Genomic DNA, 24,532 nt, shown 5'->3' on the forward strand with positions numbered 1-24,532 from the left:
TTTATTAACCCGTAAAGCTCCCTTTAGCCTCGGAATTATCGATATTGATAACTTCAAAAAAATAAACGACGGATACGGTCATCTTGTTGGCGACACGGTTTTGAAAGTTATCGCTGATATGGGCATGGGGCTGCTGGACGATTACGCGAAGCTTTATCGTTACGGCGGGGAAGAAATTGCCTTTATTTACTTCTCCGATAATCAGGTTAAAGCCATGGAAATTATGGAGTGCTGGCGTAAACAGGTGGAAAGTAAAACCTGGCGTGAGCAAGGACTGACCGTCACCTTCAGCGGAGGGGTTTGCCCGTGGCGCGGAGAGGGCTACGAGGCGCTTATCGAGAAAGCTGACAGGCTGCTTTATAAGGCAAAATCCAGTGGTAAAAATAAAGTGGTTATCGCGACCAGCTAAGAAAAGCCTGCACTAAGGAGTTGTTACATGGAGAAAAGCGCTGAGTTCATCGTTAATCGCGTGATGAAGAATAACTTCAGCATGGCTTTTGAGTCGTTGCTACAGCCTATTTTCGACACATCAAGTTTTAAGTGTGTCGGAACCGAAATGCTCATCCGGGGCGTGCATCGCCGGGCCCTTGTCGCCCCGGATCTGTTTATTCACCGTCTGGAAGACAATGGCGGCATCGTTTCTTTGGGTGAGCATATTATCGCCACGGCTTTTAGCTACATGAAAGACGTCATCATGCCGCATAACAGCAGCTATTTAATGCACCTTAATCTTTCACCCGTGCAGTTGAATGACGTCGGTTTCGCCGGACGGGTTATTGCCCTCGCAGTGCAGCGCATCGTGTTTGAGATAACGGATAACCATCTTCCGTTAGATGACGCCGGGCGTGAAAATGCCGTTCGCCTTCGCGAGGCTGGCTTCTTGCTGGCGTGGGATGATATTCACAGCGTTGAGCAGCTGCAGGACAGGCTGGCCCAGGTGGATACGAACTTCATTAAGCTCGACCGCTCCTGTTTCAAGGCGACGTGCAGTGAGGAAACGCTGCGTATTGTCAGACGTGCGCAGGAGAGTGAAGTGGATGTTATTGCCGAAGGGGTGGAAACCTTTTCGCAGATGCAAATGCTGTTCAATAACAATGTCAGAATGGCACAAGGCTATCTTTTCTCGCGCCCCCTCGATCGGGACAGTTTTCGCCATAAGCATTTGCTGACGCCGGAAACCTGATTCCCTAGTGAGCCTGCTCACGGCAGGCTCGCTTCACCGCAAATCAGAACACTTTCTTGAAAGGCTTCACTGCAACATGAGCGTACACGCCTGCGGCGACATACGGGTCGGCGTCAGCCCAGGCCTTTGCCTCTTCAAGGGAGGCAAACTCGGCAATCACCGTTGACCCTGTGAAACCTGCCGCGCCAGGGTCGTTGCTGTCGACGGCTGGCATCGGGCCTGCGGTGAGCAAGCGGCCTTCATCGCGCAGCAGTTGGAGACGGGCAAGGTGAGCAGGGCGGACCGACAGACGTTTTTCCAGCGAGTCGGCAATATCTTCAGCATAAATGACGTACAACACGGGCACACTTCCTTCTTGATGTTGGGTTGTAAACCACGGTAAGTGAATGCCGTGCAGACTGCAATTGAAAGATAAACAGGATGTTAAATCCTTGAGATAATTAAGGGAAAAGTGCTTAGTGGGCAGGAAAAAATGCCTCTCAGGACGATGCGTTGTTGAATATGATTGCTATTTGCATTTAAAATTGTCGTCTCTTAAAGATACTGAAACCATTATGACGTCAATGACCCTTGATTTACCTCGCCGCTTTCCGTGGCCGACTCTTCTCTCCGTCGGGATTCATGGTGCCGTTGTGGCCGGGTTGCTCTACACCTCGGTACATCAGGTTATTGAGTCCCCAGCGCCTTCGCAGCCCATCAGCGTCACGATGGTCGCTCCGGCTGACCTTGAGCCTGCGGTTGTTCCGCCCCCGCCACAGCCGGTAGCGGAACCCGAGCCTGAACCTGAGCCAGAACCGATTCCTGAGCCGCCGAAAGAAGCCCCGGTGGTCATCCACAAGCCGGAGCCTAAACCCAAGCCGAAGCCTAAACCGGTGAAAAAAGTCGAGCAGCCGAAGCGTGAAGTTAAGCCGGTTGAGACTCGGGCGGCTTCTCCGTTTGAAAACAACGCTCCGGCACAGCCATCGCCAACCCCGGCGGCAAAACCGGCGCCAGCAGCACCGGCACCGTCGGTGAATACCGGGCCACGTGTGCTCAGCCGCGACAGGCCTCAGTACCCGGCGCGTGCCTTTGCGCTGCGCATGGATGGCAACGTACGCGTGAAGTTTGACGTGGATGCGGACGGCCGCGTGAACAACGTGGAGATTCTTTCCGCTCAGCCTGCGAATATGTTCGAACGTGAGGTTAAGCAGGCGATGAAAAAATGGCGCTACGAAAGCGGTAAGCCAGGGCAGGGCATTACCGTCAACATCAAGTTCCGCATTAGCGGCGGTGCAAGCGTGGATTAATCTCCACCCGTTCATCAAAAAGGCTGCATATGAAAATGTGTGGCCTTTTTTCTTTTCTGACTTCTTTTTATTTTATTGTTGATGGTTATTCGAACGACTTTTTGTTTTCTTATCATTTTATTAAAAACAGTTAGTTAGTTAGTTATTTTCATGTCACTTATCTTAAATTTTAAAATAGACTTATCGCAAATTAACTACCAATAATAATAGGATTTTAATTTAAGACTTTTCTTATTTGAGTGTGGGCTGGCATACTTAAATGAAATGACAAAAAACTTACTTTAACTTTATGCGCCACTCCCATAAAGCCGTTCTTTTGTACGCGCTATCTTATTATCCTTTGAGCTATGCCGCACCGCTAACGCCTGCCGACAGGGATACGGTTCTCCAACAGCAGCAGGATTTACTGCTGCAAAACCAGCAGCAGCGCGAAGAGATCCAGCGAAGCCTCAAGCCCCGGCTGGCAAGCCCTGCAGTGGGGCCAGAGCAGGGCCCCTGTTTTACAATCCGCCAAATCGTTATTGATAACGCCACGCTGCTTTCCGTGCGTGACCAGAACAGATTAATCACTCCCTATATTAATCAATGCCTCGGCATGGCGAAGATCAATAATCTCACGCGTGATATTTCTGACTGGTATATCAGCCGCGGATATATTACCAGTCGCGCATTTCTGACCGAGCAGGATTTGTCAGGAGGCACGCTGCATATTGCCGTGCTGGAAGGGAAGCTGCAGGCCATTCACATAGAAGGGGCTTCTTCGCGTCAGCTTAAAATGGCTTTTCCAGGGCTTGAAGAAAAAATACTCAACCTGCGCGATATTGAGCAGGGCATGGAACAAATTAACCGGCTGCGGGCCACGCCGGTACAAATTGAAATATTGCCTGGCGAGAAAGCGGGTGAGTCGATTGTTAATCTCACCGCAACCCCGGAATTCCCGCTACAAGCCGCGCTGGGATTTGATAATAGCGGGCAAAAAAGTACCGGCACCGGGCAGCTTACCGGCTCGCTGACCGCCAATAACCCGTTAGGGCTGGCCGATAAATGGTTTGTCAGCGGCGGGCGAAGCAGTGACTTTGCCAATGACTACGACGCGCAAAGTTTTCAGGCCGGGGTCAGCGTGCCCTGGGGCTATAGCCTGGTCGATTACAGCTACGCCTGGAGCGACTACCTCACCACCCTCAACAACAAAGGCTATCTGTGGCGTTCCACGGGGAGAGCCGAAACGCATCGCCTGAATCTCTCGCACGTGCTTTACCGAAACGGCGATCTGAAAACCGCCGCCACCATAGGCCTGACTCACCGCCTCAGCCGTAACTACCTCAATGACGCGCCGCTGCTCAGCAGCAGCCGCAAGCTCACCAGCCTGCAGTTCGGCCTTAACCATACGCAGAAAATTGGCGGCGGCGTGGCGACCTTTAACCAGTCATTCAGTCACGGCGTGCCGTGGTTTGGTGCCGAAAACGATAATGACAAACGTGATGATGCGCCCAGGGCCGGGTTTAAAAAATGGAGCCTGAGCGGCAGCTTCCAGCGCCCTCTGACGCAAAAAATGTGGTGGCTAACCAGCGTTTATGGGCAGTGGTCACCGGACCGACTTTACGGCAGTGAACGCTTAACGATAGGCGGTGAAAGCTCCGTTCGAGGCTTTAAAGAGCAATACCTTTCCGGCGACAACGGCGGGTATCTTCGCAACGAGCTGAGCTACTCCCTGTTCAGCCTCCCTTATCTGGGCGAAGTCAGCCTGAACGCGGCCGTGGACGGCGGCTGGCTGCGCAATGACAGCGACGATCGGCAGGCTTCCGGGACGCTTTGGGGCGCTTCTGCTGGCCTCTCCGTGGCCGGGCGCTATTACTCCAGCCAGTTCACGGTTGGTTCGCCACTCCACTATCCGGGCGATCTGGCCCCGGATCATCTTGTGATTTATTACCGCCTGGGCCTGGCAATTTAAGGTAAAGATATGGATAAGCACCCCGTTGGATTAGCGAAGCGCCTGTTAAGTTACCTCGTCATGTGCCTGATTGCCGGGCAGCCGGTGTTTCCGGCGGTGGCGGCAACCATTAACCCGGTTACGCCGGGCGCGCAGATGGATCAGGCCGGAAACGGTGTGCCGGTGCTTAATATTGCCACGCCAAACCAGGCGGGGATCTCCCATAACCAGTTCCAGGACTATAACGTCGGCAAAGAGGGGCTGATCCTTAACAACGCCACCGGGCAGTTGACCCAGACCCAGCTAGGCGGGCTTATCCAGAACAACCCGAACCTCAAAATGGGACAGGAAGCCACCGGCATCATCAACGAGGTCATCGGCGGCAATCGTTCTCAGCTGCAGGGGTACACCGAAGTGGCAGGGAAAGCGGCCAACGTGATGGTTGCTAACCCTTACGGCATTACCTGTAACGGCTGCGGGTTTATTAATACCCCCAATGCCACTCTGACCACGGGTAAGCCTCAGTTTGATGCGGCCGGGAATCTGCTCGCGCTGGACGTCAGCAAAGGCAGCATCACGATAGAAGGCCAGGGCCTGGACGCCAGCAAAAGCGACGCGCTGTCGATTATTGCCCGGGCAACGGAGGTTAACGCCGGGATTCATGCCAAAGATCTCAAAGTGACCGTGGGCGCCAACCGCGTTTCATCTGGAGGTGCAGTCACGCCGATTGCAGGAGAAGGCGTCGCGCCAGTGGTTGCCGTTGATACCGGTGCGCTGGGCGGAATGTATGCCAATCGCATTCACCTTGTTTCCAGCGATAAAGGCGTAGGCGTCAACCTCGGTAATCTTAACGCTCGCCAGGGCGACATTACCCTCGATGCCAACGGCAAGCTGGTGGTCAATAACAGCCTCGCGAGCGGCAACCTTACGGCGCAGGCCGATAGCGTTGTGCTGAGCGGGGAGCACAAAAGCGGGGGCGCAGCGCAGGTCAATAGCCGTTCTGACATCACCTTAGCCAACGGCCAATTAGCCAGCGACCAGAACATCACGCTGAACGGTAATGGGAAGCTGGCGCTGAATAACGGCACGCTGACCGCAGGCAATAACATTCATTTAAATGCCGCAGCAATAAGCTCAGACGCTGCCAGTGAAGCTAACTCTGGCGGTGCGATTCACGCCAGCGCGGCTACACGCATGGACAATGCCGGTAAGCTGACGGCGGGCGGCGACGTTGCGTTATCTGCTGACCAACTGGCAAATAGCGGCCAACTCACCGCCAACGGCGCATTAAGCGTCAAAGCAGGTAATTTTAACAATAGCGGGAACGTGCAGGCGCAGCACAACGTTCAGCTTGAACTCGGCACGTTCAACCATAGCGGCCAGCTGCTGGCTGGCACAGGGCTCACGGTTTCAACCGGGGATGCGTGGATCGACGGCATGCTCAGCAGCGGCGGCGACCAGAACGTCAGCAGTAAAAATGCGCTGAACGTTGGCCGTAATGGTCAGCTTTTGAGTAACGGTAAGCTGGCGCTTCAGGCCGATAGCTTTAGCAATGCCGGCACGGTGAATGGCAGGCAGGATGTCTTGCTAAGCAGCAGGCTGTTTAACGGTCAACAGGGAAGCTTGCTGGCCAGCGGCGGTCATCTTCAGCTGTTTGCACAGGAAATGCAGAGTGCCGGGCAAATTACCTCGCTGGGTGGGCTGACATTCGAGGGCGACCGGTTAAAAACCCTTGCTGGCGGGCAGCTGCAGTCGCAGGGCGACATGTTGCTGCAGGCGAGGGATTCCGCCTTCCTGGCAGGAACGCAGGCCGCCAAAGGCGATCTTACGGTGAGCACTGGCACTTTTACACACGCCGGGAGCACCAGGGGAAACAACGTTTCACTGCGGGCAAAACAGCTTGAAACCAGCGGCAGTCTCCAGGCCGACGGCACAATGTCGCTTAGCGCGGACAACATTGTGCAGCAGGCTGGTGGTGCACTACTGGCTCAAAAGAACCTGCAGCTTAATGGCAACAGCTTCACCAACCGTGGCTCGCTGGACAGCGATGCCTTAACGCTAGCTATCACCGGGCACATCGCTAACCAGGGCGACGGCAGAATCACCGCCCGCCATGGCCTGACGAGCACATCAGAAACCTTCCATAACGAGTGGCAGTTGGCGGCGAGCTCGCTTGATTTGTCTGTCCATAACGGCCTGACCAACAACGGTAGCGTACTGGCCGAGAAGAGCCTGAGCGTAACGGCGCCGGTACTCAACAATACCGGGCAGCTCGGGGGCTCATCTCTCGCGCTGGATACCACCTCTTTAGATAACAGCGGGCTGCTTCAGGGTGGGCAGAGCCTGACGTTAACCGCCGCAGATCTGACTAACCGCAGCGGCGGGAAAGTCATCAGCGGCAGCGGGCTTGAGCTTAGTATTCCGCAGTTAGCCAATGCCGGGCTGATTTCGGTAAAACAGGGACTGGCTATTGAGAGCCTGATGCTAGCCAACAGCGGCAATATCGAATCGCAGGCCATGACGCTGAACGTGGGGCTGCAGTTCGACAACCTGAGCGACGGCGTACTGCTGGCAGAAAAAACGCTGCAGCTCTCCAGCGCTAATGCTAATAACGCCGGCAGTCTTCAGGGCAAAAACCTGACGATCGATGCGGGGCAATGGAATAACAGCGGTCTGGCCACCGCAAACGAGCGCTTAACGGCCAGCGTCAGCGGGGAGCTGAAGAACAGCCCGGACGGGAAAATCATCGTCGGCAAGCCAGACAGCCAGGGCGCGATTGTGGGCGGGCAGTTTGATCTGACGGCTGGGCGCGTCACGAACAAGGGCTGGCTGCAAAGCGGTGGCGGCCTGAACCTCACCGTGCAGGAACTGGCGAACGCTGGCGTGATTTCTGCCGCTCAGGCGGCGGCAATAGAAGGCATGACGCTGGGCAACCAGGGCCGTATTGAAGCGCAGGATCTGCAGCTAAAACTTCGTGAAAAAGTGAATAACTTTACCGGTGCGGTACTGGTGGCAACGCGCAATATGCAGCTCACCACGCCTGAGCTGGATAATAACGGCAAGCTGATTGCAGACAGCGCGGTTGTGGACGCACAAAACCTGACTAACACCGGCTTGCTGCAGGGGAACTCAACGCTAACCGCCCGAGGCGATATCTTTAATAACGCAGCTGGTGGGGAAGTACTGGCCGGGGGGACTCTGGCACTCAATGCTCGCCAGATGACTAACTCGGGCAATGTTCAGGCTGACGCTGCGACGCTAAACGCCGGTCAACTCGCCAACAGCGGCAAGCTGCTCGGCTTATCCATCCTCAATCTGACCGCCACAGACAGCGTTTCCAATACCGGCAAAATTCTTGGCAAAGACAAGCTGGCTCTAAGCAGCGGAAGCCTGGAAAACCAGGGTACGCTGGCCGCCGCAGACCTCAGCGTGGAAAGCCAGCGTAACGTGAATAATGGCCTGTTACAGGGCGAAAAATCGCTACGCCTTAACGCCACGTCGCTCAATAACCTCCAGCAAGGAAAAATCATCAGCGGCAGCGGCCTGACGCTGGCTATCCCGGAGCTGAATAACGCCGGGCTGATTTCGGTTGAACAAGGGCTGGTCATTGACGGCGCGAACCTCACCAACGGCGGCAACATTGAAGCCAGCGATACAAACCTGACCGTTGACGCCCTGGCGAACGGCGGACTCATCCTGGGGAATCAGTCTCTTCGCTATCGGGGCAATAAGCTGACGAATACCGATACAGGCCAGCTTTTAAGTGACGGAGACATCGCCGTTAGCGCTTCCAGGCTGGAGACTGCGGGGCGTGTACAAGGCAGAAATATCACGCTGACCGGTGGGGCTCTCGGGGGTGAAAATACAGGGCAGATACTCGGCCGCGACGCGCTCAATATCTTGTTCGACGGCGCGTTTAACAACGGCGGTCGGCTTATCAGCCAGAACCAGTTGAACCTGAACTCGGGCCTTCTTGAGAATAGCGGCGTTATCGTGGCCGCTAAGCAGATTCAGCTGGCCGGTGAAAGCTTTAACAACTCCGGGCAAGTTATAGGTGACAACGTCACACTTCATTCCGTTAAGGGGCAAAACGACGGCCTGCTGCAGGGGGATAGCGGCCTGCAGCTCAGCGTTACGCAGTTTGGCAATGGTGCGGCTGGAAAAGTGCTGGCCGGGGGAGGGCTTGATATCAGCGGCATTCAGCTGAGCAACGACGGTGTGCTGCAGGGGCAAAGGTTTACGCTGCAAGGCGGAGATCTCACCAACGCCGGCTCGCTGTCTGGTAAAGATGCGCTTTCAATCAAGACCGATAAATCGGTCACCAACGATGGGCAGCTTCTGAGTCAGGGAGAGCTGCAGCTTTCAACCGGCCAGCTTAATAATAATGGCGTACTTGCCGCGGCAAAGGTGGGCGTTCAGGCCGACACGCTTAACAATACGGGAACGCTGCAGAGCAATAGCGCGCTGGAGCTTCACAGCGCCGCAGCGACAAACAGCGGCACGCTGCTGGCGAAGCAGGCGCTGAATCTCATCGGCACAAGCCTTAACAACAGCGGCACCGTTCAGGGCAACACGCTTTCGATTGCCGCACAAAACGGATTAACCAACCAGGCCACAGGTAAACTGCTGGCAGCCGACACGTTTGACTTCAATGGCGACGCGTTAACCAATAACGGCGTCGTTGCGGCGGATAACGCGCGTCTGGCGGTCAACATCTTCAATAACGGCGGGCTGATTCAGGGCAATAATGTCCTGTCGCTTTCCGGGGCAGAAGCAAAGCGGCCTCAGGCAATGTTTATGCGAAGCTTCGCCGTGGCTCAACCTCCGGCAGTTCGCGTCCTGAATAACCTGAACGGTGGCAGGCTATTAAGCGGCGGCAAGCTGGACATTGCCGCAGCCGATGTCAATAACACGGGATCTGTTCAGTCCCACGAAAATCTGACATTTACCGCTGACAGCCTGAATAACCAGGGCAGGCTTTCTGCCGGGAATTTGACGCTAAATATTGCCCGGCAGCTGAATAACCAAAACGGCGGCGTAGTCGCCGCGAACAATCTCGAGCTAAACAGCCGCCGGATTGATAACCAGGGCGTGCTGCAGGGCGACAATACGCTGGCGCTGAATACCCCGGAGTTCAACAACCTTGCTGGCGGCCAATTAATAACGGGGAGTTCGCTCAGCCTGACGATCCCGCAGATGGTCAACCTTGGCCTCATCTCCGTGAAGGAGGCGCTAACGCTTTCAGGCGCGAGCCTGGACAACCAGGGCACGCTGCAGGGCGGTAGCCTGACGCTGAACTTTACGGACAACATTCTCAACCGTAACGCGGCAAAACTCCTGGCAGAGAAAGGCCTTTCTGCGCAAACGGCAGACCTGAACAACGCTGGCATGCTGCTAGGCGACACCGTTGAGGTTAACGCCAACACGATAAATAACGGCGGATTGCTGCAGGGTAATTCTGCGCTGAAGGTGGGCTCTGTCACGCCATCAGCGCTGACGAATCAGAAAGACGGGAGAGTGATAACCGGCGGGCAACTGGCGATTAATGCTGACCAAATTAGCAATGCGGGCGTGATTCAGGGGCAGCAGCTGGGCGTGAAGGCCGCCAGCTGGAACAATAGCGGCAGCGCGCTTGGCATTAACGGACTGACGGCTCAGGTTGATAACCAGCTTACTAACGACGGACAGTTACTAAGTCAGGGCGTAAGCCGGATAACGGCGGGAACGTTAAGCAACGCCGGAGCTCTGTTGAGCGAAGGCAACCTCGATCTGACGCTGGCGTCCGGCCTGACAAATACCGGGGCGATGACGGCCAACGGTGTGGCGACCGTTACTGCTCCGGTCATGCTAAACCAGGGGCAGATAGTAGCGAAAAATCTCTCCCTCAGCGGTAGTTCGCTCAATAACAGCGGCGATATCAGCGGTGTCGAAGGGCTGGGACTCTCGCTGGGCGGCAACCTGGATGTGCAAACCGGCGGAAAGCTGCTGACCAATGGTTTGCTGGCGGTCGGGGCCAATATCCTTACCAACCTGGGCCGCGTTCAGGGCAATGCAATTACGCTTAACGCTGCGGCGCTGAACAACCAGGGGCGCATTGAAGCTAGTTCTGCTCTCAATGGCACGCTGCGCGGCAACCTGGATAACGGACAAAACGCGGTTCTGCTCAGCCAGGGAACCCTGGATCTAAGTGCGCAGCAGCTAACCAATAACGGGACGATGCAGGGGAACGGCAATACCCGCATCGATCTGCGGGATCGCGGCAGTAACCAGGGGCAGCTGCTGAGCGGCGGCACGCTGACGCTCAACGCGCCTGGCTTTACCAACGGCGGCTGGGTTCAGGGCTTTGCGCTTTGGCTTAACGCTGGCTCGCTGAACAATAGCGGAACGGTGCTGGCGCAACAGCAGGGTACGGTTGGCGGCAGCTATATCCTGAATAACGGCATGTTACAGGGCGCTAATTTAACCGTTAATCCAGGCCAACTGGATAACAACGGTACTGTCTATGCCACGCAGAATTTGGGCATAACGGCCACGCAGGTGAACAATGCTGCGGTCGCCCGATTGCTGAGTCAGGGCAACATGGGGATTAATGCCGGGAACACCAGCCTGCAGGGGCAGGTTGCGGCGCTGGGCAATCTTTCTCTTAACAGCCAGGTTAGCTATAACCAGCTGACAACCCTGGCGGCAGGCAACACTCTGGCGGTCAGTAGCCAGGGCGATATTAACGTGAATGGCCTGATGCAGGGTCAGGGCGTGCACCTCTCCGCCGCAGGCACGTTAAACAATAATGGTCAGGTTCGCGCGGGCTACGGTGAAAGCCATCTCAGCGCCGGGCAGCTTAACCTGAACGGCTCAGGCAGCGTGCAGGCGGGCGGCACGCTGCGTCTGACTAGCCAGAACGGCATAAACAACACGGGCTTCGTCGGCACTGCCGGTGATCTAATTGCCAGCGCGGGCGGCACGCTGCTCAACAGCGCATTGCTCTATGCGGGCAACAACATGAGCCTGTTTGCCAACAGTATCCGCAACTCTCGCGGCGATATCCTCGCGGGCAACAACCTCTGGATGCAGCGCGACGCGGCGGGCAATGCCAACGCGGAAGTGGTGAATACCTCAGGAAGTATTGAGACCCAGAACGGCGATATTTCTATTCGCACCGGGCATTTATTGAATGAACGGGATGGTTTCACCTATTCCGAAAGCCTGCAGAATTACCCGGGTAGCGGTGAGTCTTATCTAAATATCCGAGCTGGTGATATTGATCCACGTAAGCTGAAGTATAGCTACGGAGAAGTATGTACTGGTGGCGGAGGAATAAATAACAATGAACACTGTCGTCCCTCTGTTGCTTTGGCACTTAAGTCCCAGGATCAAATTAAAAGACTGTTGAGTGAAAAAACTGTCACTGCTGTAGCTCAGGGAGGAGCAGGACGAATTTCTTCCGGGAGAGATGCTTATCTGGCAGTAAATCAGCTGGAAAATAATGCAAGTAACATTCTTGCCAGAAACAACATGCAGCTTAGCGGCGAGACATTAAATAATCTGTCTGCGGTATCTGGGAAAACCTCTGTTTATCAGGTCTATAACACGCCCGTAAATACATCGTGTGTTAAAAACCCGGACACCTGCATGTCAGGATGGTCCAGTATTCCTGAAAACGGCAGCGTTTACAGTGTGACCCGTCATTACTCTGGTGCATCAGAAAAAACACTCTTTAAATACACGCTTCAGCCGGGGGTAATAACTGAAACATCCGGTGGCGATGTCACTTATCGCGCTGTGATTCAGGCTGGTGGCGCAGTCGTCGCTAACTTCAGCAACAATATCAGCAATACTTCTGTCTCAGCCAATACGCCGGGGTATACCCCAGGGAGAAGTGCTCCAGGGCTTAATTTAGCCGGTGGGCCAGGCGTAAACGGCGGTGCTCAGGCGGCCGATCTGAAAACGGGCACGAATAATAATGTGACCGCGCCGCCGGCAACGATTGATATACCCGGCAACGGTGACAATCCGGGTGATAACGGTGGATTAGCCGTCGTTGATAATCGTCCGAAGAGCAGCACTGACTATGGTCAGTCCGGCGGCAAGCTGGCGGAGATAAACCAGCAGAATGGTTCAGGCATTGATTTGGCAGGCAATCCGGCGGGCCTGGTTAATGGCGGCATCACCAATAATAACGGTGACACCGTAGAGCTGACAAAACAGCAATCGGGCGAGCCAGCACGTAATAAGAATGATGATATTGCTGCCGCGACGGCTCAGGTGATGGCGCTTTCCAGCGGGGGCAAAACGCCGCCGCCTCCGGGATACGATTATCGTCCGATCGAGCTGACGGATATTTCGGCAATTACCTCTCAGCTGACGGCCAACGGATCGCCGATTAAGCTCAGCGATTACCCGCTTCCTTCCAGTAATAACGGCTATTTCGTGGTCAATAAAGACCCGAAAAGTCCTTACCTGATCGTCACGAACCCTAAGCTGGAGGGGCTTGGAAAGCTGGATAACAGCCTGTTCAACGATCTCTATAAGCTGGCAGGCATGGCGGCGCCAAATGCTCCGCAGGAAACGCGTGCCACTTATACCGATACCAACAGGTTCCTGGGGTCGGATTATTTCCTGGCGCGCCTCAATTTACGCCCGGAATACGATTACCGTTTCCTCGGGGATGCGGCTTTTGATACTCGTTATGTCAGCAACCAGATCCTGAACCAGACCGGCAACCGTTACGTTAATGGCGTTGGTTCAGATCTGGAGCAGATGCAGTATCTGATTGACCATGCCGCTCAGGCACGCGACAAGCTGGGGCTAAAACTGGGCGTCAGTCTTTCAGCAGAGCAGGTCGCGGCGCTGGATTCCAGCATCCTGTGGTGGGAAAACGCGGTGATCGACGGGCAAAATGTCCTGGTCCCAAAACTGTATATCTCGCCGAAGGACGTCGTGGTTAATAACGGCAGCATGATCGCCGGAAATCAGACGATCCTTAACGCAGGGAATATCATCAATGACGGCAGCACGCTGCAGGGGAAAACGCTGCTTAGCGCCAGCAGCCAGAATGCCATCAGCAATATTAACGGCGGAGCGATTAATTCAGGCGGCAGCCTGCAGCTCAGCGCGCTGGGGGATATCAATAATATTGGCTCCACCATTGCCGGGCAGAAAGTAAGCCTTGAGAGCGTGGGCGGTAGCATCATTAACCAGACGCTGACCAGCCAATGGGATACCGGAGGGAAGGCAAGCGGGCGCAATAACCCGGTTCTGGCTTTCTCGAATACGGAAGTGGGTCCACTCGCCTCCATCAAAGCTACTGACAGCCTGAGCCTCAGCGCTGGCAAAGACATCCTCAATACCGGCGCTAACCTCAGCGCAGGTGGCGATATGCTGCTTAAGGCGCTGGATAATATTTCTCTTATGGGCAACCAGCTTGATGAGCGCAAGCAGGTCGGTAGTTATTTTGAACAAAACAGCGCCTACAAAGGAAGTTCAATCACTAGCGGCGGAACGCTTAGTCTGCAAGCCGGCCGCGATATTGCTGTTAAAGCTAGCAGTCTGTACGCAGAAGATAATGTGGGGCTGCAGGCCGGTCGGGACGTTAACCTGCAGTCTGCGGAATCAACGCACAGCGACAAATACACCGCGAAGAAAAAGGTCGAAATCAACGAATCCGTGCGTCAGCAAGGTTCTGAGATCGCCAGCGGCGGAAACACCACGATTATTGCCGGGCGCGATGTTAACACCCAGGCCGCGCAGGTCACCGCTCGCGGTGATATTGGCGTGGGTGCAGGGCGCGATATAAACCTCGAAACCGCCACCGACAGCGATTATCACTACGACGAAGAAACCAAAACCAAAAAAGGGTTCCTGAGCAGCAAAACGACCCACACTATCAACGAAACCAGTTCGACTCGCGAAGCCGGAACGTTGCTGAGCGGCGATAACGTGACGCTGAAAGCGGGTAACGACCTGTTGGTGAAAGGCTCGTCCGTAGTGGGCGACGGCAATGTGGCGCTTAACGCGGGTAATAACGTTGATATTGTGGCCGCGACGGACACGGATACCTCCTGGCACTTTAAGGAAACCAAAAAGAGCGGCCTGATGGGCACCGGTGGCATCGGCTTTACCATCGGCAGCAGCAAAACGGCCCATGATCTGCGTGAGCAAGGTACCACCCAAAGCCAGAGCATCAGCACCGTGGGCTCAACCGGCGGCAACGTCAGCGTGAATGCCGGTGGAATGGCGCATATTGGCGGCGCTGACCTGGTCGCAGGCAAGGATCTGTCGATATCCGGCGATAGCGTACTCATTGAGCCGGGGCACGATAAACGCACCCGCGATGAGAAGTTTGAGCAGAAGAGCACCGGGCTGACCGTGGCGCTTTCCGGGGCGGTGGGCGACGCGATCAACAATGCGGTAGAAACTGCGCAAGCGACGAAAAATGAAAGCGACGGCAGGCTGGCTGCACTGAAGGCAACGAAAACGGCGCTGGCAGGTGGGCAGGCGTATCTTAACTCTCAGCAGGCTACCGCTTCAGCAGATCCAAACAATGGTGTAGGCGTCAGCATCTCGCTCACGACACAGAAATCCAAATCTGAACAGCATATGGAGTCGGATAAGGTTAACGGCTCGAGCCTGACGGCAGGTAATAACCTTAATATTTCGGCTACTGGTAAAGGAAATAGCACTGAAAGCGGCAATATCCTGATTGGCGGCAGCCAGCTCAAAGCGGGGGGAGACACTTCTCTGGCGGCGAGCAATGATATTGTGTTGAGCGGGGCGGCCAATACGCAGCTAACGACCGGAAAAAACAGCAGCAGCGGCGGTGGCGTAGGCGTCAGCATCGGCGTGGGCAGCGGAAGCGGTGGCATCAGCGTATTTGCCAACGTTAACGCCGCTAATGGTAAAGAAAAGGGCAACGGCACCAACTGGACGGAAACTACGGTCGACAGCGGCGGCACGGTGTCCCTCACCAGCGGCCGCGATGCCATCCTGAACGGTGCCCAGGTCAATGGTAATAAGATCCGTGCCGATATTGGCCGCGATTTGTTGATCAGCAGTCAGCAGGACTCGAATAACTACGACAGCAAGCAAACCAGCGTGGCCGCTGGGGGCAGCTTCACCTTTGGCTCTATGAGCGGCCCGGGGTATATCAGCCTCAGCCAGGACAAGATGAAGAGCACCTATGACTCGGTGCAGGAACAAAGCGGTATTTTTGCCGGCAACGGCGGCTTTGACATTACCGTGGGCAACCATACTCAGCTGAACGGCGCGGTGATCGCCAGCCGGGCTGATGCAGATAAAAACAGTCTCGATACCGGGACACTGGGCTTCGCTGATATCGGCAACCAAGCCGACTATAAAGTCAGTCACAGCGGCATCAGCCTGTCCGGCGGCAGCAACATGTCGGCAGGTTCAATGCTGGCCTCTAACGGCCTCGCAAACGTCGGCACGCTGCTGGCCGGGATGAACGGTAAAGGCCACGCCGAAGGCACCACGCAATCCGCCGTGGCGAATGGTAATATCACGATTCGCGACAAGACGAATCAGCAGCAGGACGTTGCCACGCTGAGCCGCGATACCGAACATGCCAACGGCAGCATCGGGCAGATCTTTAACAAAGAGGAAGAGCAAAAACGCCTGCAGACGGCGCAGCTGGTGAGTGAAATCGGCGGCCAGATGACCAGCGTGGTGTCGACGTATGGCGATATCCAGGCGCTGGACGCGGTGCGTGCGAAAGGCAGCGATTACGCCAAAATGAGTGCGGCAGCGCTGCGTGATACGGAGGCTTATCAAAAAGCCTTCGGTGATTACGGTATCGGCGGTAAATACCAGATGGTGGCGCAGTCGGTGAGCGGGATTCTGGCGGGCGCCGCCGGGGGCGATTTCAATAAAGCCCTCGCGGATGGCCTGAACCCGGTGATGGCGCAGGCTATTAAGGGCGCGACTGAAGGCCACGAATCTGCCAACCTGATGGCGCACGCGGTCTGGGGCGCTCTGGCGGCGCAGCTTTCAGGCGGCAATGCGGCAGCAGGTGCGGCGGGAGCATTCAGCGGTGAGCTGGCGGCCAGGTATATCGCAAGGGAAATGTTCCCCGGTAAAGACCCGGGTAATTTAACCCAGGACCAAAAACAGCTGGTCAGTCTGCTCGGCACCATGGCGGCAGGGATCGCCGGCGGCGTGGTGGGGAATAGCACCGCAGCGGCGACCACGGGCGCTCAGGCCGGGAAGAATGCGGTTGAGAATAATGCGCTGAGCGCTCCGGATGAGAAGCAACGGCAGGATGCGAAATGGTCACTGCCGTACATCAAGGATGCAGGCGAAAAATCAAAAGCTGAAAAACTGGTTACTGAGCTCAATGCAAAAGATAAAGAGTTCGATACCGCACTCGATAAAGCCTGTAAAGAACTGTCTTCAGCAGCCTGTCAGGGTATGCGTCAGGAACTGGCCGCGATGGGCCAGAGCTATGACAAGCAGATGGACGGGCAGTATATCGGCACAATGGGTAGTGTGTACAAAGAGGGCGCGGATAAGATCGCCGGCCAGCAATGGCAGTACGCCACCGCAGATGCAAGAGCCCAACGTGATGCCGATGTTCAGCGTATAGAGCAGAACTGGAACGTTAGCCCGAAACTGGCATCAATAATCTATGATGCAATGACTTATATTCATGCTGGGGCAGCGGTCGGGGGTGCTGCTTATGGAATGACGAAAGCTGGCAGTGTGTTAGATCACCCAAATATTTCAGGAAAAGTATTAGGCGAATACTCTGCGATAAAACCAGGCCCTCTACCTGACGTTAGAGCTGAGACATTTTCAGGCGGGCGCTATAAAGAGGTACTTTTATTTGAAGATACTTTACTTTATAGAGGGGGAACTATTGACACCCCCCTTGGTCAATTTTTTAGTTCTGATAAGCCAGCAGGTATTATTCAAACGCGTATCGATAAAGCTGTTTTACCTGTTTGGCCATCTGGTGATGCATCCCCAATTGAAACATCTTTTGGGTATAAAATACCTGCTGGTACAAAAGTGTATATAGGCGAAACAGGCTCTCAAAGCGGATTTTATATAGGTGGTACAGAGCAAATATATGTGCCAACGCCGTGGAAAATACCAGGGGTTGAAATGATATCTAAGGATTTATTGAAATGACAAACATTGATGAGATTGAGAGCATCCTTGATGAGATGTGTCGTATCTTAAAAGAGTGTAATCTTGAGCGATGGGCTAATATATTATTGGATATAAAAAAAAAGGTTCGACATGACACTAAGGAAGCCAGATATTCAATAATGTCTTTGTATGGTGGTATGGGCTCTTTAAATGATCTGGTTTTATTTAAGGATGGCGTCATGCTTGTCGAGGAAAATGATGTTTTCGACGAGCTAAGAAATAGGTTATATCATCTTGGGAAGACATTGTAAGGTATAAAGAGTTCTCATCATCATGAGGAGGGGTTGCTTTTAATTCTCTCATTCGCTTTTAGAGATCTTCCGACATACTGAAAATTTCCCTTGTGGAGAGCGCTATGCGTAAGAGCAGATTCACTGAACGTCAGATTATCGCCGTTCTGAAGTCCGTCGAAGTCGACCGGTTCGTCAAAAAGTCTGCCGCATAACTTTATTCCTTCACAACAGAATAAAACGGCGCTGCCGGGTGTTCCTGCTGTAAAAAACACTTGTTTTAGTTCCATGTACTTTTTGATGGTTCCGGTTTTTCAGCCCTCAGCCGGTATTCCTCCGGCGTCAGGTTATTCAGGGATTCATGGGGACGCTCGCTGTTATATTATTTCAGCCAGCGCTTCGTGATTCCCACTGATTAATTCAATGAGCAGGACAGATAACAATCCAGAATTTGTGTCTGGTAAGTTCGATTGAAGCACGCAATAAATGCGTTCTATTTCGGCTTGCTCGGCTTGATAAATTCGAGCTGCACTCCATGTTTTTCGGTCCATTTTCTGGGGTGCTTATAAGATATTTCACAGGGATAAAAAAGCTGTAATGATGCTCAAGTTTTATCGCGAGAGAAAAATAGACAAAAATCGAATAAATGAGATTATCCCAAATGATAGAATCATAATGGAAATTCAGTGATCCCCCAAGCATGGCTGTTGTTGTTAATAAAGAAATAATTTATGCGGGAGAGTGGATCGCTTATGTATCGCATGATAACGATGATGGCGCATGGCAGTTCCATACTAATCAACCTGAAGTTGTGTTTGAAAAAAATGCTATTTTAGTCAGTCTGAAAAATATTGTTGATCTTGATCCAACAATTACTCTCCTGGCCGATCTCTTGTAAGCACTCGTGGGGAAACTCACATACCACTACCAGCAGATACAATGCCGCCAAAAAGGTAAGCTAGAAATGATTACAAATGATGAACTTCGGGAGTTTGAACAGTCGATATTTACCGGCGTTATTGTGGAGGACGGCTCTTTAGTTTTGCTATTTTCATCAGGTGCCAGAATTACAGTCCAGTGCCCGTTTCTGTGTGGAAGAATAGATAATTTAAAGGATGGGCATGGTGAAAATTTATCAACAAGTAACCTTCTTTTCCCTTTGCTTAATCAAATTGTTGAGTCATGTTCAATGCTTGATGGTGAAATATTAAGCCTGTCTTTTAGCAATGAATGTCATATACGTATTATTCCTGAATGCAATGGTTTTGAATCTTATGTGATTACGACTAGTCGGGGTGATTATCCGGTGATCTCTCACTGAGCAATATTCCAATTCAGTTGCCATCCGTTCCTCGACAACGGGGAGAATTATTATTCGAGACAGTATAAAGTCTTAACTAAAAACGCACGCTGGGGAAAAATGTTCTGATGGTAAAAACACATCAGCAAAAACATATTGAAAGGACAGGGAAAATGCCCTCGCGATATCCATGTTCGCGTCGGAGCAAGTTGTTGTTGAGAACAATAATCTGGCAGTCGTCGTGCGTCTTGGTGTCACGGCATGCACTAAGATCGCTACATGCCGTAACATGGTAGTGGAGAAATGACTGGGGGCGTTGCTGGGCATCGGCGTGGCGAAAACGGCGATGGACAATCTCTCAGATGCAGATCGCACAGTGATTCTGGCAGCGGCCATGACGGGTAAAGCCGAAGCAATAGAGCGGCTGACCCCGGAGCAACAGGCGGCGTATAAGGAAATGGTCGAGAGTCAGAAAGGCACTCTGCTTCCGTTGCCGGCGCTTGATCGGCCGCTGGCTGACAGTACGCTGACGAACCCCACCCCGGAGCAGAACAAAGGCACGACGCTGACCACACCGGATCAGCGCGATCGAAACGGCAGCAACCATACCGGGAATACTAGTGGTGTGCCTGATACGGGCGGCAACACCACGGTAACGCCGATTCAGGATGGGCCAGGTAATGATGATCTGATTTATTTATCAACAGGAAAAAATACTGTCAGGTCTAATACAAATGAATCTATTCGATTTATTGACGGTGTAACCGTCAAAGATATAAAGACAGGAGAAAATTTTAGCGGAACAGTGGATTTAAAGCCTACTCTTGACAGGATCCAGAGTAGTGGTTCATATCCACATAAGAACGATGGTTACACATTCCAGAATCGTCCTGATAGAGTTACTGATAAAACAGGTCCCCCTCCGAAGCAGCCTGGATATTATAAAGAATATGTACATCCAACTCCAGGTATCTCAGGACCTGGCCCCCAACGAATTGTTGTTGGACAACAAGGGAAGGCATATTATACAAATGATCACTATAAGACGTTTATAAAAATCAAATAGGAGTTTAAATGACTGATTGTAATGATGTGTTTAAATTTGTTGATGGTCCGGCATCATATAATACCGGCGAGGTTTTCTTCGCCAGATTAGATCCGTTGATTGCTAGTACTGATGAACTACTAAATTCCATCTATTATTTGCTGTGGTTTCCTGGGTATTTTGGCTTTAACTGGAATGCATTGGAAGATTGTTTGAGTGATTTTTGTTGGATAACCGAGAAAAAAATAATAATAGTTCATGATAGGTTGCCTAATATACCCAGTGATGATTTGAAAGTATATTTGGAGATATTAATGGATGTTGCCATGGATTGGATGGGACATGAGCAACATGTCTTAGAAGTCATATTTCAAGAGAAAGACAGAGAGAATATAAAAAAAATATTGATCTCGTAGTCAATGACTACTCAGATAAAATGGTCTCGGTGGCTTTATAGCATTGGCTGATAGGCTCGGAAGAAACCTTTTTCACCTAAACTTTCATCTTTATTAGAGTAGACGTTATCAAGCATAACGTAGCAGGCGAATCAGCAGCAGGACGTTGCCACGCTGAGCCGCGATACCGAACATGTCAACGGCAGCATCGGGCAGATCTTTAACAAAGAGGAAGAGCAAAAACGCCTGCAGACGGCGCAGCTGGTGGGCGAAATTGGCGGCCAGATGACCAGCGTGGTGTCGACATATGGCGACCTCCAGGCGCTGGACGCGGCACGTGCGAAAGGAGGCGATTACGCCAAAATGAGTGCGGCAGCGCTGCGTGATACGGAGGCTTATCAAAAAGCCCTCGGTGATTACGGCATCGGCGGCAAATATCAGATGGTGGCGCAGTCGGTGAGCGCGATTCTGGCGGGCGCAGCCGGGGGCGATTTCAATAAAGCGCCTCGCGGGCGGCCTGAATCCGGTGATGGCGCAGGCTATTAAGGGAGCGACTGAAGGCCATGAACCTGCCAACCTGATGGCGCACGCGGTCTGGGACGCTCTGGCGGCGCAGCTTTCAGGCGCCAATGCGACGGCAGGTGCGGCGGGCGCATTCAGCGGTGAGCTGGCGGCGAGACATATCGGCGCAGAGATGTTCCCGGATACAAAACTTGGGGATTTGAATCAGGGCCAAAAACAGCTCATTAGCCTGTTAGGCACTATGGCGGCAGGGATCGCCGGCGGCGTGGTGGGGAATAGCACCGCAGCGGCGACCACGGGCGCTCAGGCCGGGAAGAATGCGGTTGAGAATAACTGATGGCAGTACCTATACCTCCCCCGGTGTTACCGGGGGAGGCAGGCGCAGCGGGGGCCGCCTCTGCAGGTGCAGTAGGTTACAATACCCGGGGTAGTGTTGGCCGTGACGGTGAATCTTGGGACGAAGTTGGTGGCGGCTGTGAAGGAACTCGCGAGCAGTGCGCGGTGCGAGATGGAACACGCGATGGAACCCGTGGGCCAGGCCATGTAATGAATGGTGATGGCTCGGAAGAGAACAGCCAGCCAAATGTCGGTAAAGATATTGCTAAGGCAACGGATAAAGAAAAAGCCGAACTTGGTGGAACTGGCTCAGGGACGCCGGGCGGTTGGGGGCCAGAAGATGAGGAAAAAGGGCGTAATGATGTCCAGAATAGTGGAAAACACAAGGATGATCAGATATGGACTGAAACAAGAAAGGATGACTCTGTTTCAAACGCCTACGGCCATTGGGATAAGCATAAAACTGAATTCCCAGAATTTAAAAATTCGAAGCAATACGTTGATGCTACACATGATTTTGTCAGAAACCCTCCAGAAGGAACATTAACGAAAACGCGAACTAATGGAGATACTTTGTACTATGAACCGAAAACAAATACTTTTGCGTCCAAAGATGCTAACGGCGTTCCCAGGACTATGTTTAGGCCTGAAAAAGGGATTGAATACTGGAATAAGCAATGAATAAAAATGAGCTTTACCCTTGTCCTTGCTGTGGCAATCGGACAATAAGTGAACTTGGCAACTATGAAATTTGCTCCATCTGTGGATGGGAAGATGATCCGGTTCAATCATCAGATCCTGACTTCGCGGGGGGCGCAAATACATTAAGTCTTATTGAATCTCGAAAGTGTTTTTTACTTAACTCAAAGTAAGCATGATTAAAAAGCTCTCAGCTCTCAGCTCTCAGCTCTCAGCTCTCAGCTCTCAGCTCTCAGCTCTCAACTCTCAGCTCTCAGGGATCGGGGAGGCGTCTACGGCATTATACCGCCGGGCCGATTGATACCGGCCAAAACGCGCCTGTTTATTGATTATCTTCTGCAGGAAATGCGGGAAACCAGGTCGGTCGCGTAAGGGGAAAATGAACTGCCCGGCGTAACCGGGCAGGAGAGTTACTAGGCTTGAGGTATGGCGCGAGGTTTGCCCGCTTTATCCACGGCGACGTAGATAAAAATGGCCTCGGTGGCTTTGTAGCGCTGGCCGATAGGCTCGGAAGAGACCTTTTTCACCCACACTTCCACATTGATGGTGATGGACGTTGTGCCGCGCTTAACGCAGCGCGCGTAGCAGCAGACCACGTCGCCCACCGCCACCGGCTTCAGGAAGGTCATCCCGTCCACGCGCACGGTGACAACGCGGCCGTGGGCAATTTCTTTGGCCTGGATGGCACCGCCCATGTCCATTTGAGCCATCAGCCAGCCGCCAAAAATATCGCCGTTGGCGTTAGTATCCGCCGGCATTGCCAGGGTACGCAGGACTAATTCACCTTGCGGTAATTCGTTCGACATTACTTCTCTTCCTGCGGCATATGACGATAGATATACACCCCACTCAGCAGGGTGAATACCAGCGTGAGGGCGGTGAGTCCGAAGACTTTAAAGTTAATCCAGATACTTTCCGGGAGCCAGAACGCCACGTAAATATTCAGCAAACCGCAGGCGATGAAGAACAGCGCCCAGGCGATGTTAAGGCGAAACCAGACCACCGTAGGGAGTGAGATCTCTTTGCCCAGCATGCTCTGAATCAGCAGCTTGTTCATGCCGAACTGCATAAACAGCAGCGCGGCGGCAAACAGCCCGTAAATCAGCGTCACTTTCCACTTAATGAATTCCGCGTTGTGGAAGTAAAGCGTCAGGCCACCAAACACGGCAACCATCACAAAGGTGACCAGCGTGGTTTTTTCCAGCTTGCGGTATTTGATCCAGCTGTAAACCAGCGCGAGGGCGGTGGCGATGATCAGCGCCCAGGTGCCAACAAAAATGTCGTACATTTTGTAGAAAGCAAAGAAGACAATCAGGGGCAGGAAGTCGAGAAACTGCTTCATAATCTGTTCCGTAAAGAGGTGGCTCCTGACTATAACTCGCGGTCAGGAGCCGGGGAAGGTTATTGACGTATCAACATGTACAGGCGGAATAAGTAGATAAGCAGTACGGCCGAAATCAGGTTGCTTATGGTGTTTGCTATCACTGCCCCAACTTCTGGCGACAGTGCGGCAAAGCTTGAGGCCAGCAGCAGTAACGCCGTTTTTGCCGCCAGCCACGCGACGACCGCCGGGGCGACAAGGCGCATGTTTGACCAGACCAAACGCAGGCTGCTGCGCATGGAGCGGAAAATGCCCGTTTTATCCTGCACCAGCATTACCGGAGCGAGGGAAAGCAGGATGGCCAGCAGCACGCCAGGCACCACGACGAGCATAATGCCGATTTGCACCAGCAGCGTGGTCAGGAAGATCAGAATGAACATTTTTGGCAGCACCGGCGCCGAGGCACCAATCGCGCGCAGGGCGCTGACGCGCTGGCCTGCAGAGACGATTTGCATCAGCACCATCATGCTGGCTGCCAGAATGGCGTTGCCAATCAGGCCTGAAAACGTTGAGGCAGCAGACGCTTTCAGTAACACTTGCTGCTGCTCCAGCGACATATTCTGCACCAAATCAAACAACCCAACGCTACCCGCCAGGTTATCTCCCTCACTCAAAATCGCCATTTGTTCTTCGCTGGGCGAGAACGCACGGCCAATAATCACCGAAATTAAGGCGCAAAGTAACGCAATCAGCAATATGGTAATGAACTGATTACGAAGAAAATTTCCCGTGTCACGGTATACCGAACCCGCCGTGATAGACATGCACTCTCCTTGGTGTTGCTAGCGGTTATCAATCTGCGGGCAATTGTACCCTGGATGCAGGCGTCGTGGCACCACAAAGACTTTCTCTAAGCGGTTGAATAGCGTCGATTAGCCTGCAGGTTGTACAGATATGACAGAAATTTACGACAACTGATAATTCAATAAAATTGATCTGGTTTCGCTTTGTTGTTTTTCATGTCGTCACTAAAAATTAATCCAGATCATTGAATGTTAAATTAGAAGGCAAAGTGTGATCGGTGTTAGATCACTTTGTACTTCTTTCTGAGTATATTC

General features: G+C 53.0%; 18 protein-coding genes and 1 pseudogene. 14 read left to right on the forward strand and 5 right to left on the reverse strand.

Annotation, left to right across the window (positions count from 1 at the left end; all coding sequences use genetic code 11):
- Both HX778_RS21385 and HX778_RS21390 read left to right on the forward strand, forming a co-directional pair.
- Window positions 1–409: GGDEF domain-containing protein (locus tag HX778_RS21385; RefSeq protein WP_176983018.1), on the forward strand; the 409-nt coding region annotated here is incomplete at its 5' end.
- A gap of 27 nt (window positions 410–436) precedes the next feature.
- Window positions 437–1,183 carry an EAL domain-containing protein gene (locus tag HX778_RS21390; RefSeq protein WP_176983019.1) on the forward strand — a complete coding sequence of 249 codons (747 nt, stop codon included), beginning with the start codon at window positions 437–439 and terminating at the stop codon, window positions 1,181–1,183.
- 43 nt (window positions 1,184–1,226) lie between these two features.
- Here HX778_RS21390 and HX778_RS21395 read toward each other — a convergent pair whose 3' ends face one another.
- On the reverse strand, window positions 1,227–1,523 hold the full coding sequence (locus HX778_RS21395) for a YciI family protein (RefSeq protein ID WP_038482514.1): 297 nt from the start codon (window positions 1,521–1,523) through the stop codon (window positions 1,227–1,229).
- Between the two features lie 223 nt (window positions 1,524–1,746).
- Between HX778_RS21395 and tonB the strand changes: the two genes are divergently transcribed.
- From tonB to HX778_RS21415, 4 genes are all read left to right on the forward strand, one after another.
- Window positions 1,747–2,469, forward strand: a complete 723-nt coding sequence (tonB, locus tag HX778_RS21400) for a TonB system transport protein TonB (protein ID WP_038483529.1) — start codon at window positions 1,747–1,749, stop codon at window positions 2,467–2,469.
- Window positions 2,470–2,758: 289 nt separating this feature from the next.
- On the forward strand, window positions 2,759–4,420 hold the full coding sequence (locus HX778_RS21405; protein WP_176983020.1) for a ShlB/FhaC/HecB family hemolysin secretion/activation protein: 1,662 nt from the start codon (window positions 2,759–2,761) through the stop codon (window positions 4,418–4,420).
- Between the two features lie 9 nt (window positions 4,421–4,429).
- Window positions 4,430–17,545 carry a hemagglutinin repeat-containing protein gene (locus HX778_RS21410; RefSeq protein ID WP_176983021.1) on the forward strand — a complete coding sequence of 4,372 codons (13,116 nt, stop codon included), beginning with the start codon at window positions 4,430–4,432 and terminating at the stop codon, window positions 17,543–17,545.
- On the forward strand, window positions 17,542–17,817 hold the full coding sequence (locus tag HX778_RS21415) for a hypothetical protein (protein ID WP_176983022.1): 276 nt from the start codon (window positions 17,542–17,544) through the stop codon (window positions 17,815–17,817). The genes HX778_RS21410 and HX778_RS21415 overlap by 4 nt, the downstream gene beginning before the upstream one ends.
- A 259-nt stretch (window positions 17,818–18,076) precedes the next feature.
- Here HX778_RS21415 and HX778_RS21420 read toward each other — a convergent pair.
- A pseudogene (locus HX778_RS21420) lies at window positions 18,077–18,349 on the reverse strand (transposase); the annotation flags it as partial.
- Window positions 18,350–18,496: 147 nt separating this feature from the next.
- On the opposite strand from HX778_RS21420, the gene HX778_RS21425 reads away from it, so the two are divergent.
- The 8 genes from HX778_RS21425 to HX778_RS21455 all read left to right on the forward strand — a co-directional run bounded on the left by HX778_RS21425 (window position 18,497) and on the right by HX778_RS21455 (window position 22,266).
- Window positions 18,497–18,694: a hypothetical protein gene (locus tag HX778_RS21425; protein ID WP_052049055.1), complete on the forward strand. Its 198-nt coding sequence runs from the start codon at window positions 18,497–18,499 to the stop codon at window positions 18,692–18,694.
- Between the two features lie 66 nt (window positions 18,695–18,760).
- The gene (locus HX778_RS21430) at window positions 18,761–19,117 is read left to right on the forward strand and encodes a hypothetical protein (protein ID WP_176983023.1); all 357 of its coding nucleotides are present in this window, start codon (window positions 18,761–18,763) and stop codon (window positions 19,115–19,117) included.
- A gap of 295 nt (window positions 19,118–19,412) precedes the next feature.
- A complete protein-coding gene (locus tag HX778_RS21435) occupies window positions 19,413–20,162 on the forward strand; it encodes a ribonuclease domain-containing protein (RefSeq protein WP_176983024.1) in 750 nt (249 codons plus the stop codon).
- A gap of 8 nt (window positions 20,163–20,170) precedes the next feature.
- Window positions 20,171–20,557: a barstar family protein gene (locus HX778_RS21440; protein WP_038482528.1), complete on the forward strand. Its 387-nt coding sequence runs from the start codon at window positions 20,171–20,173 to the stop codon at window positions 20,555–20,557.
- Window positions 20,558–20,800: 243 nt separating this feature from the next.
- Window positions 20,801–21,082, forward strand: a complete 282-nt coding sequence (locus tag HX778_RS25210) for a hypothetical protein (RefSeq protein WP_038482531.1) — start codon at window positions 20,801–20,803, stop codon at window positions 21,080–21,082.
- Window positions 21,066–21,395, forward strand: coding sequence for a VENN motif pre-toxin domain-containing protein (locus HX778_RS25215; protein ID WP_038482534.1), 330 nt, complete (start codon window positions 21,066–21,068; stop codon window positions 21,393–21,395). The genes HX778_RS25210 and HX778_RS25215 overlap by 17 nt, the downstream gene beginning before the upstream one ends.
- Window positions 21,395–22,075 (forward strand): adhesin, encoded by a 681-nt coding sequence (locus tag HX778_RS25220; protein WP_255483471.1) that lies wholly within the window; start codon window positions 21,395–21,397, stop codon window positions 22,073–22,075. The genes HX778_RS25215 and HX778_RS25220 overlap by 1 nt, the downstream gene beginning before the upstream one ends.
- Window positions 22,072–22,266, forward strand: coding sequence for a CPCC family cysteine-rich protein (locus tag HX778_RS21455; protein WP_071843004.1), 195 nt, complete (start codon window positions 22,072–22,074; stop codon window positions 22,264–22,266). Before HX778_RS25220 ends, HX778_RS21455 begins: the two co-directional genes overlap by 4 nt.
- A 240-nt stretch (window positions 22,267–22,506) precedes the next feature.
- On the opposite strand, the gene yciA is transcribed toward HX778_RS21455, so the two are convergent.
- Genes yciA through HX778_RS21470 form a run of 3 tightly spaced genes read right to left on the reverse strand, consistent with a single transcriptional unit; the run spans window position 22,507 to window position 24,238 of the window.
- Window positions 22,507–22,899, reverse strand: coding sequence for an acyl-CoA thioester hydrolase YciA (gene yciA / locus HX778_RS21460; protein ID WP_038482537.1), 393 nt, complete (start codon window positions 22,897–22,899; stop codon window positions 22,507–22,509).
- Entirely contained in the window at window positions 22,899–23,435 is a 537-nt protein-coding gene (locus HX778_RS21465; RefSeq protein ID WP_038482540.1) for a septation protein A, read from the reverse strand. Before HX778_RS21465 ends, yciA begins: the two co-directional genes overlap by 1 nt.
- A 59-nt stretch (window positions 23,436–23,494) precedes the next feature.
- Complete coding sequence (locus HX778_RS21470) at window positions 23,495–24,238, reverse strand: YciC family protein (protein WP_038482543.1); 744 nt, start codon at window positions 24,236–24,238, stop codon at window positions 23,495–23,497.
- Window positions 24,239–24,532: the final 294 nt, after the last annotated feature.

It is taken from the genome of Cedecea sp. P7760 (genome assembly GCF_013386425.1).
Classification (GTDB): domain Bacteria; phylum Pseudomonadota; class Gammaproteobacteria; order Enterobacterales; family Enterobacteriaceae; genus Cedecea; species Cedecea selenatireducens.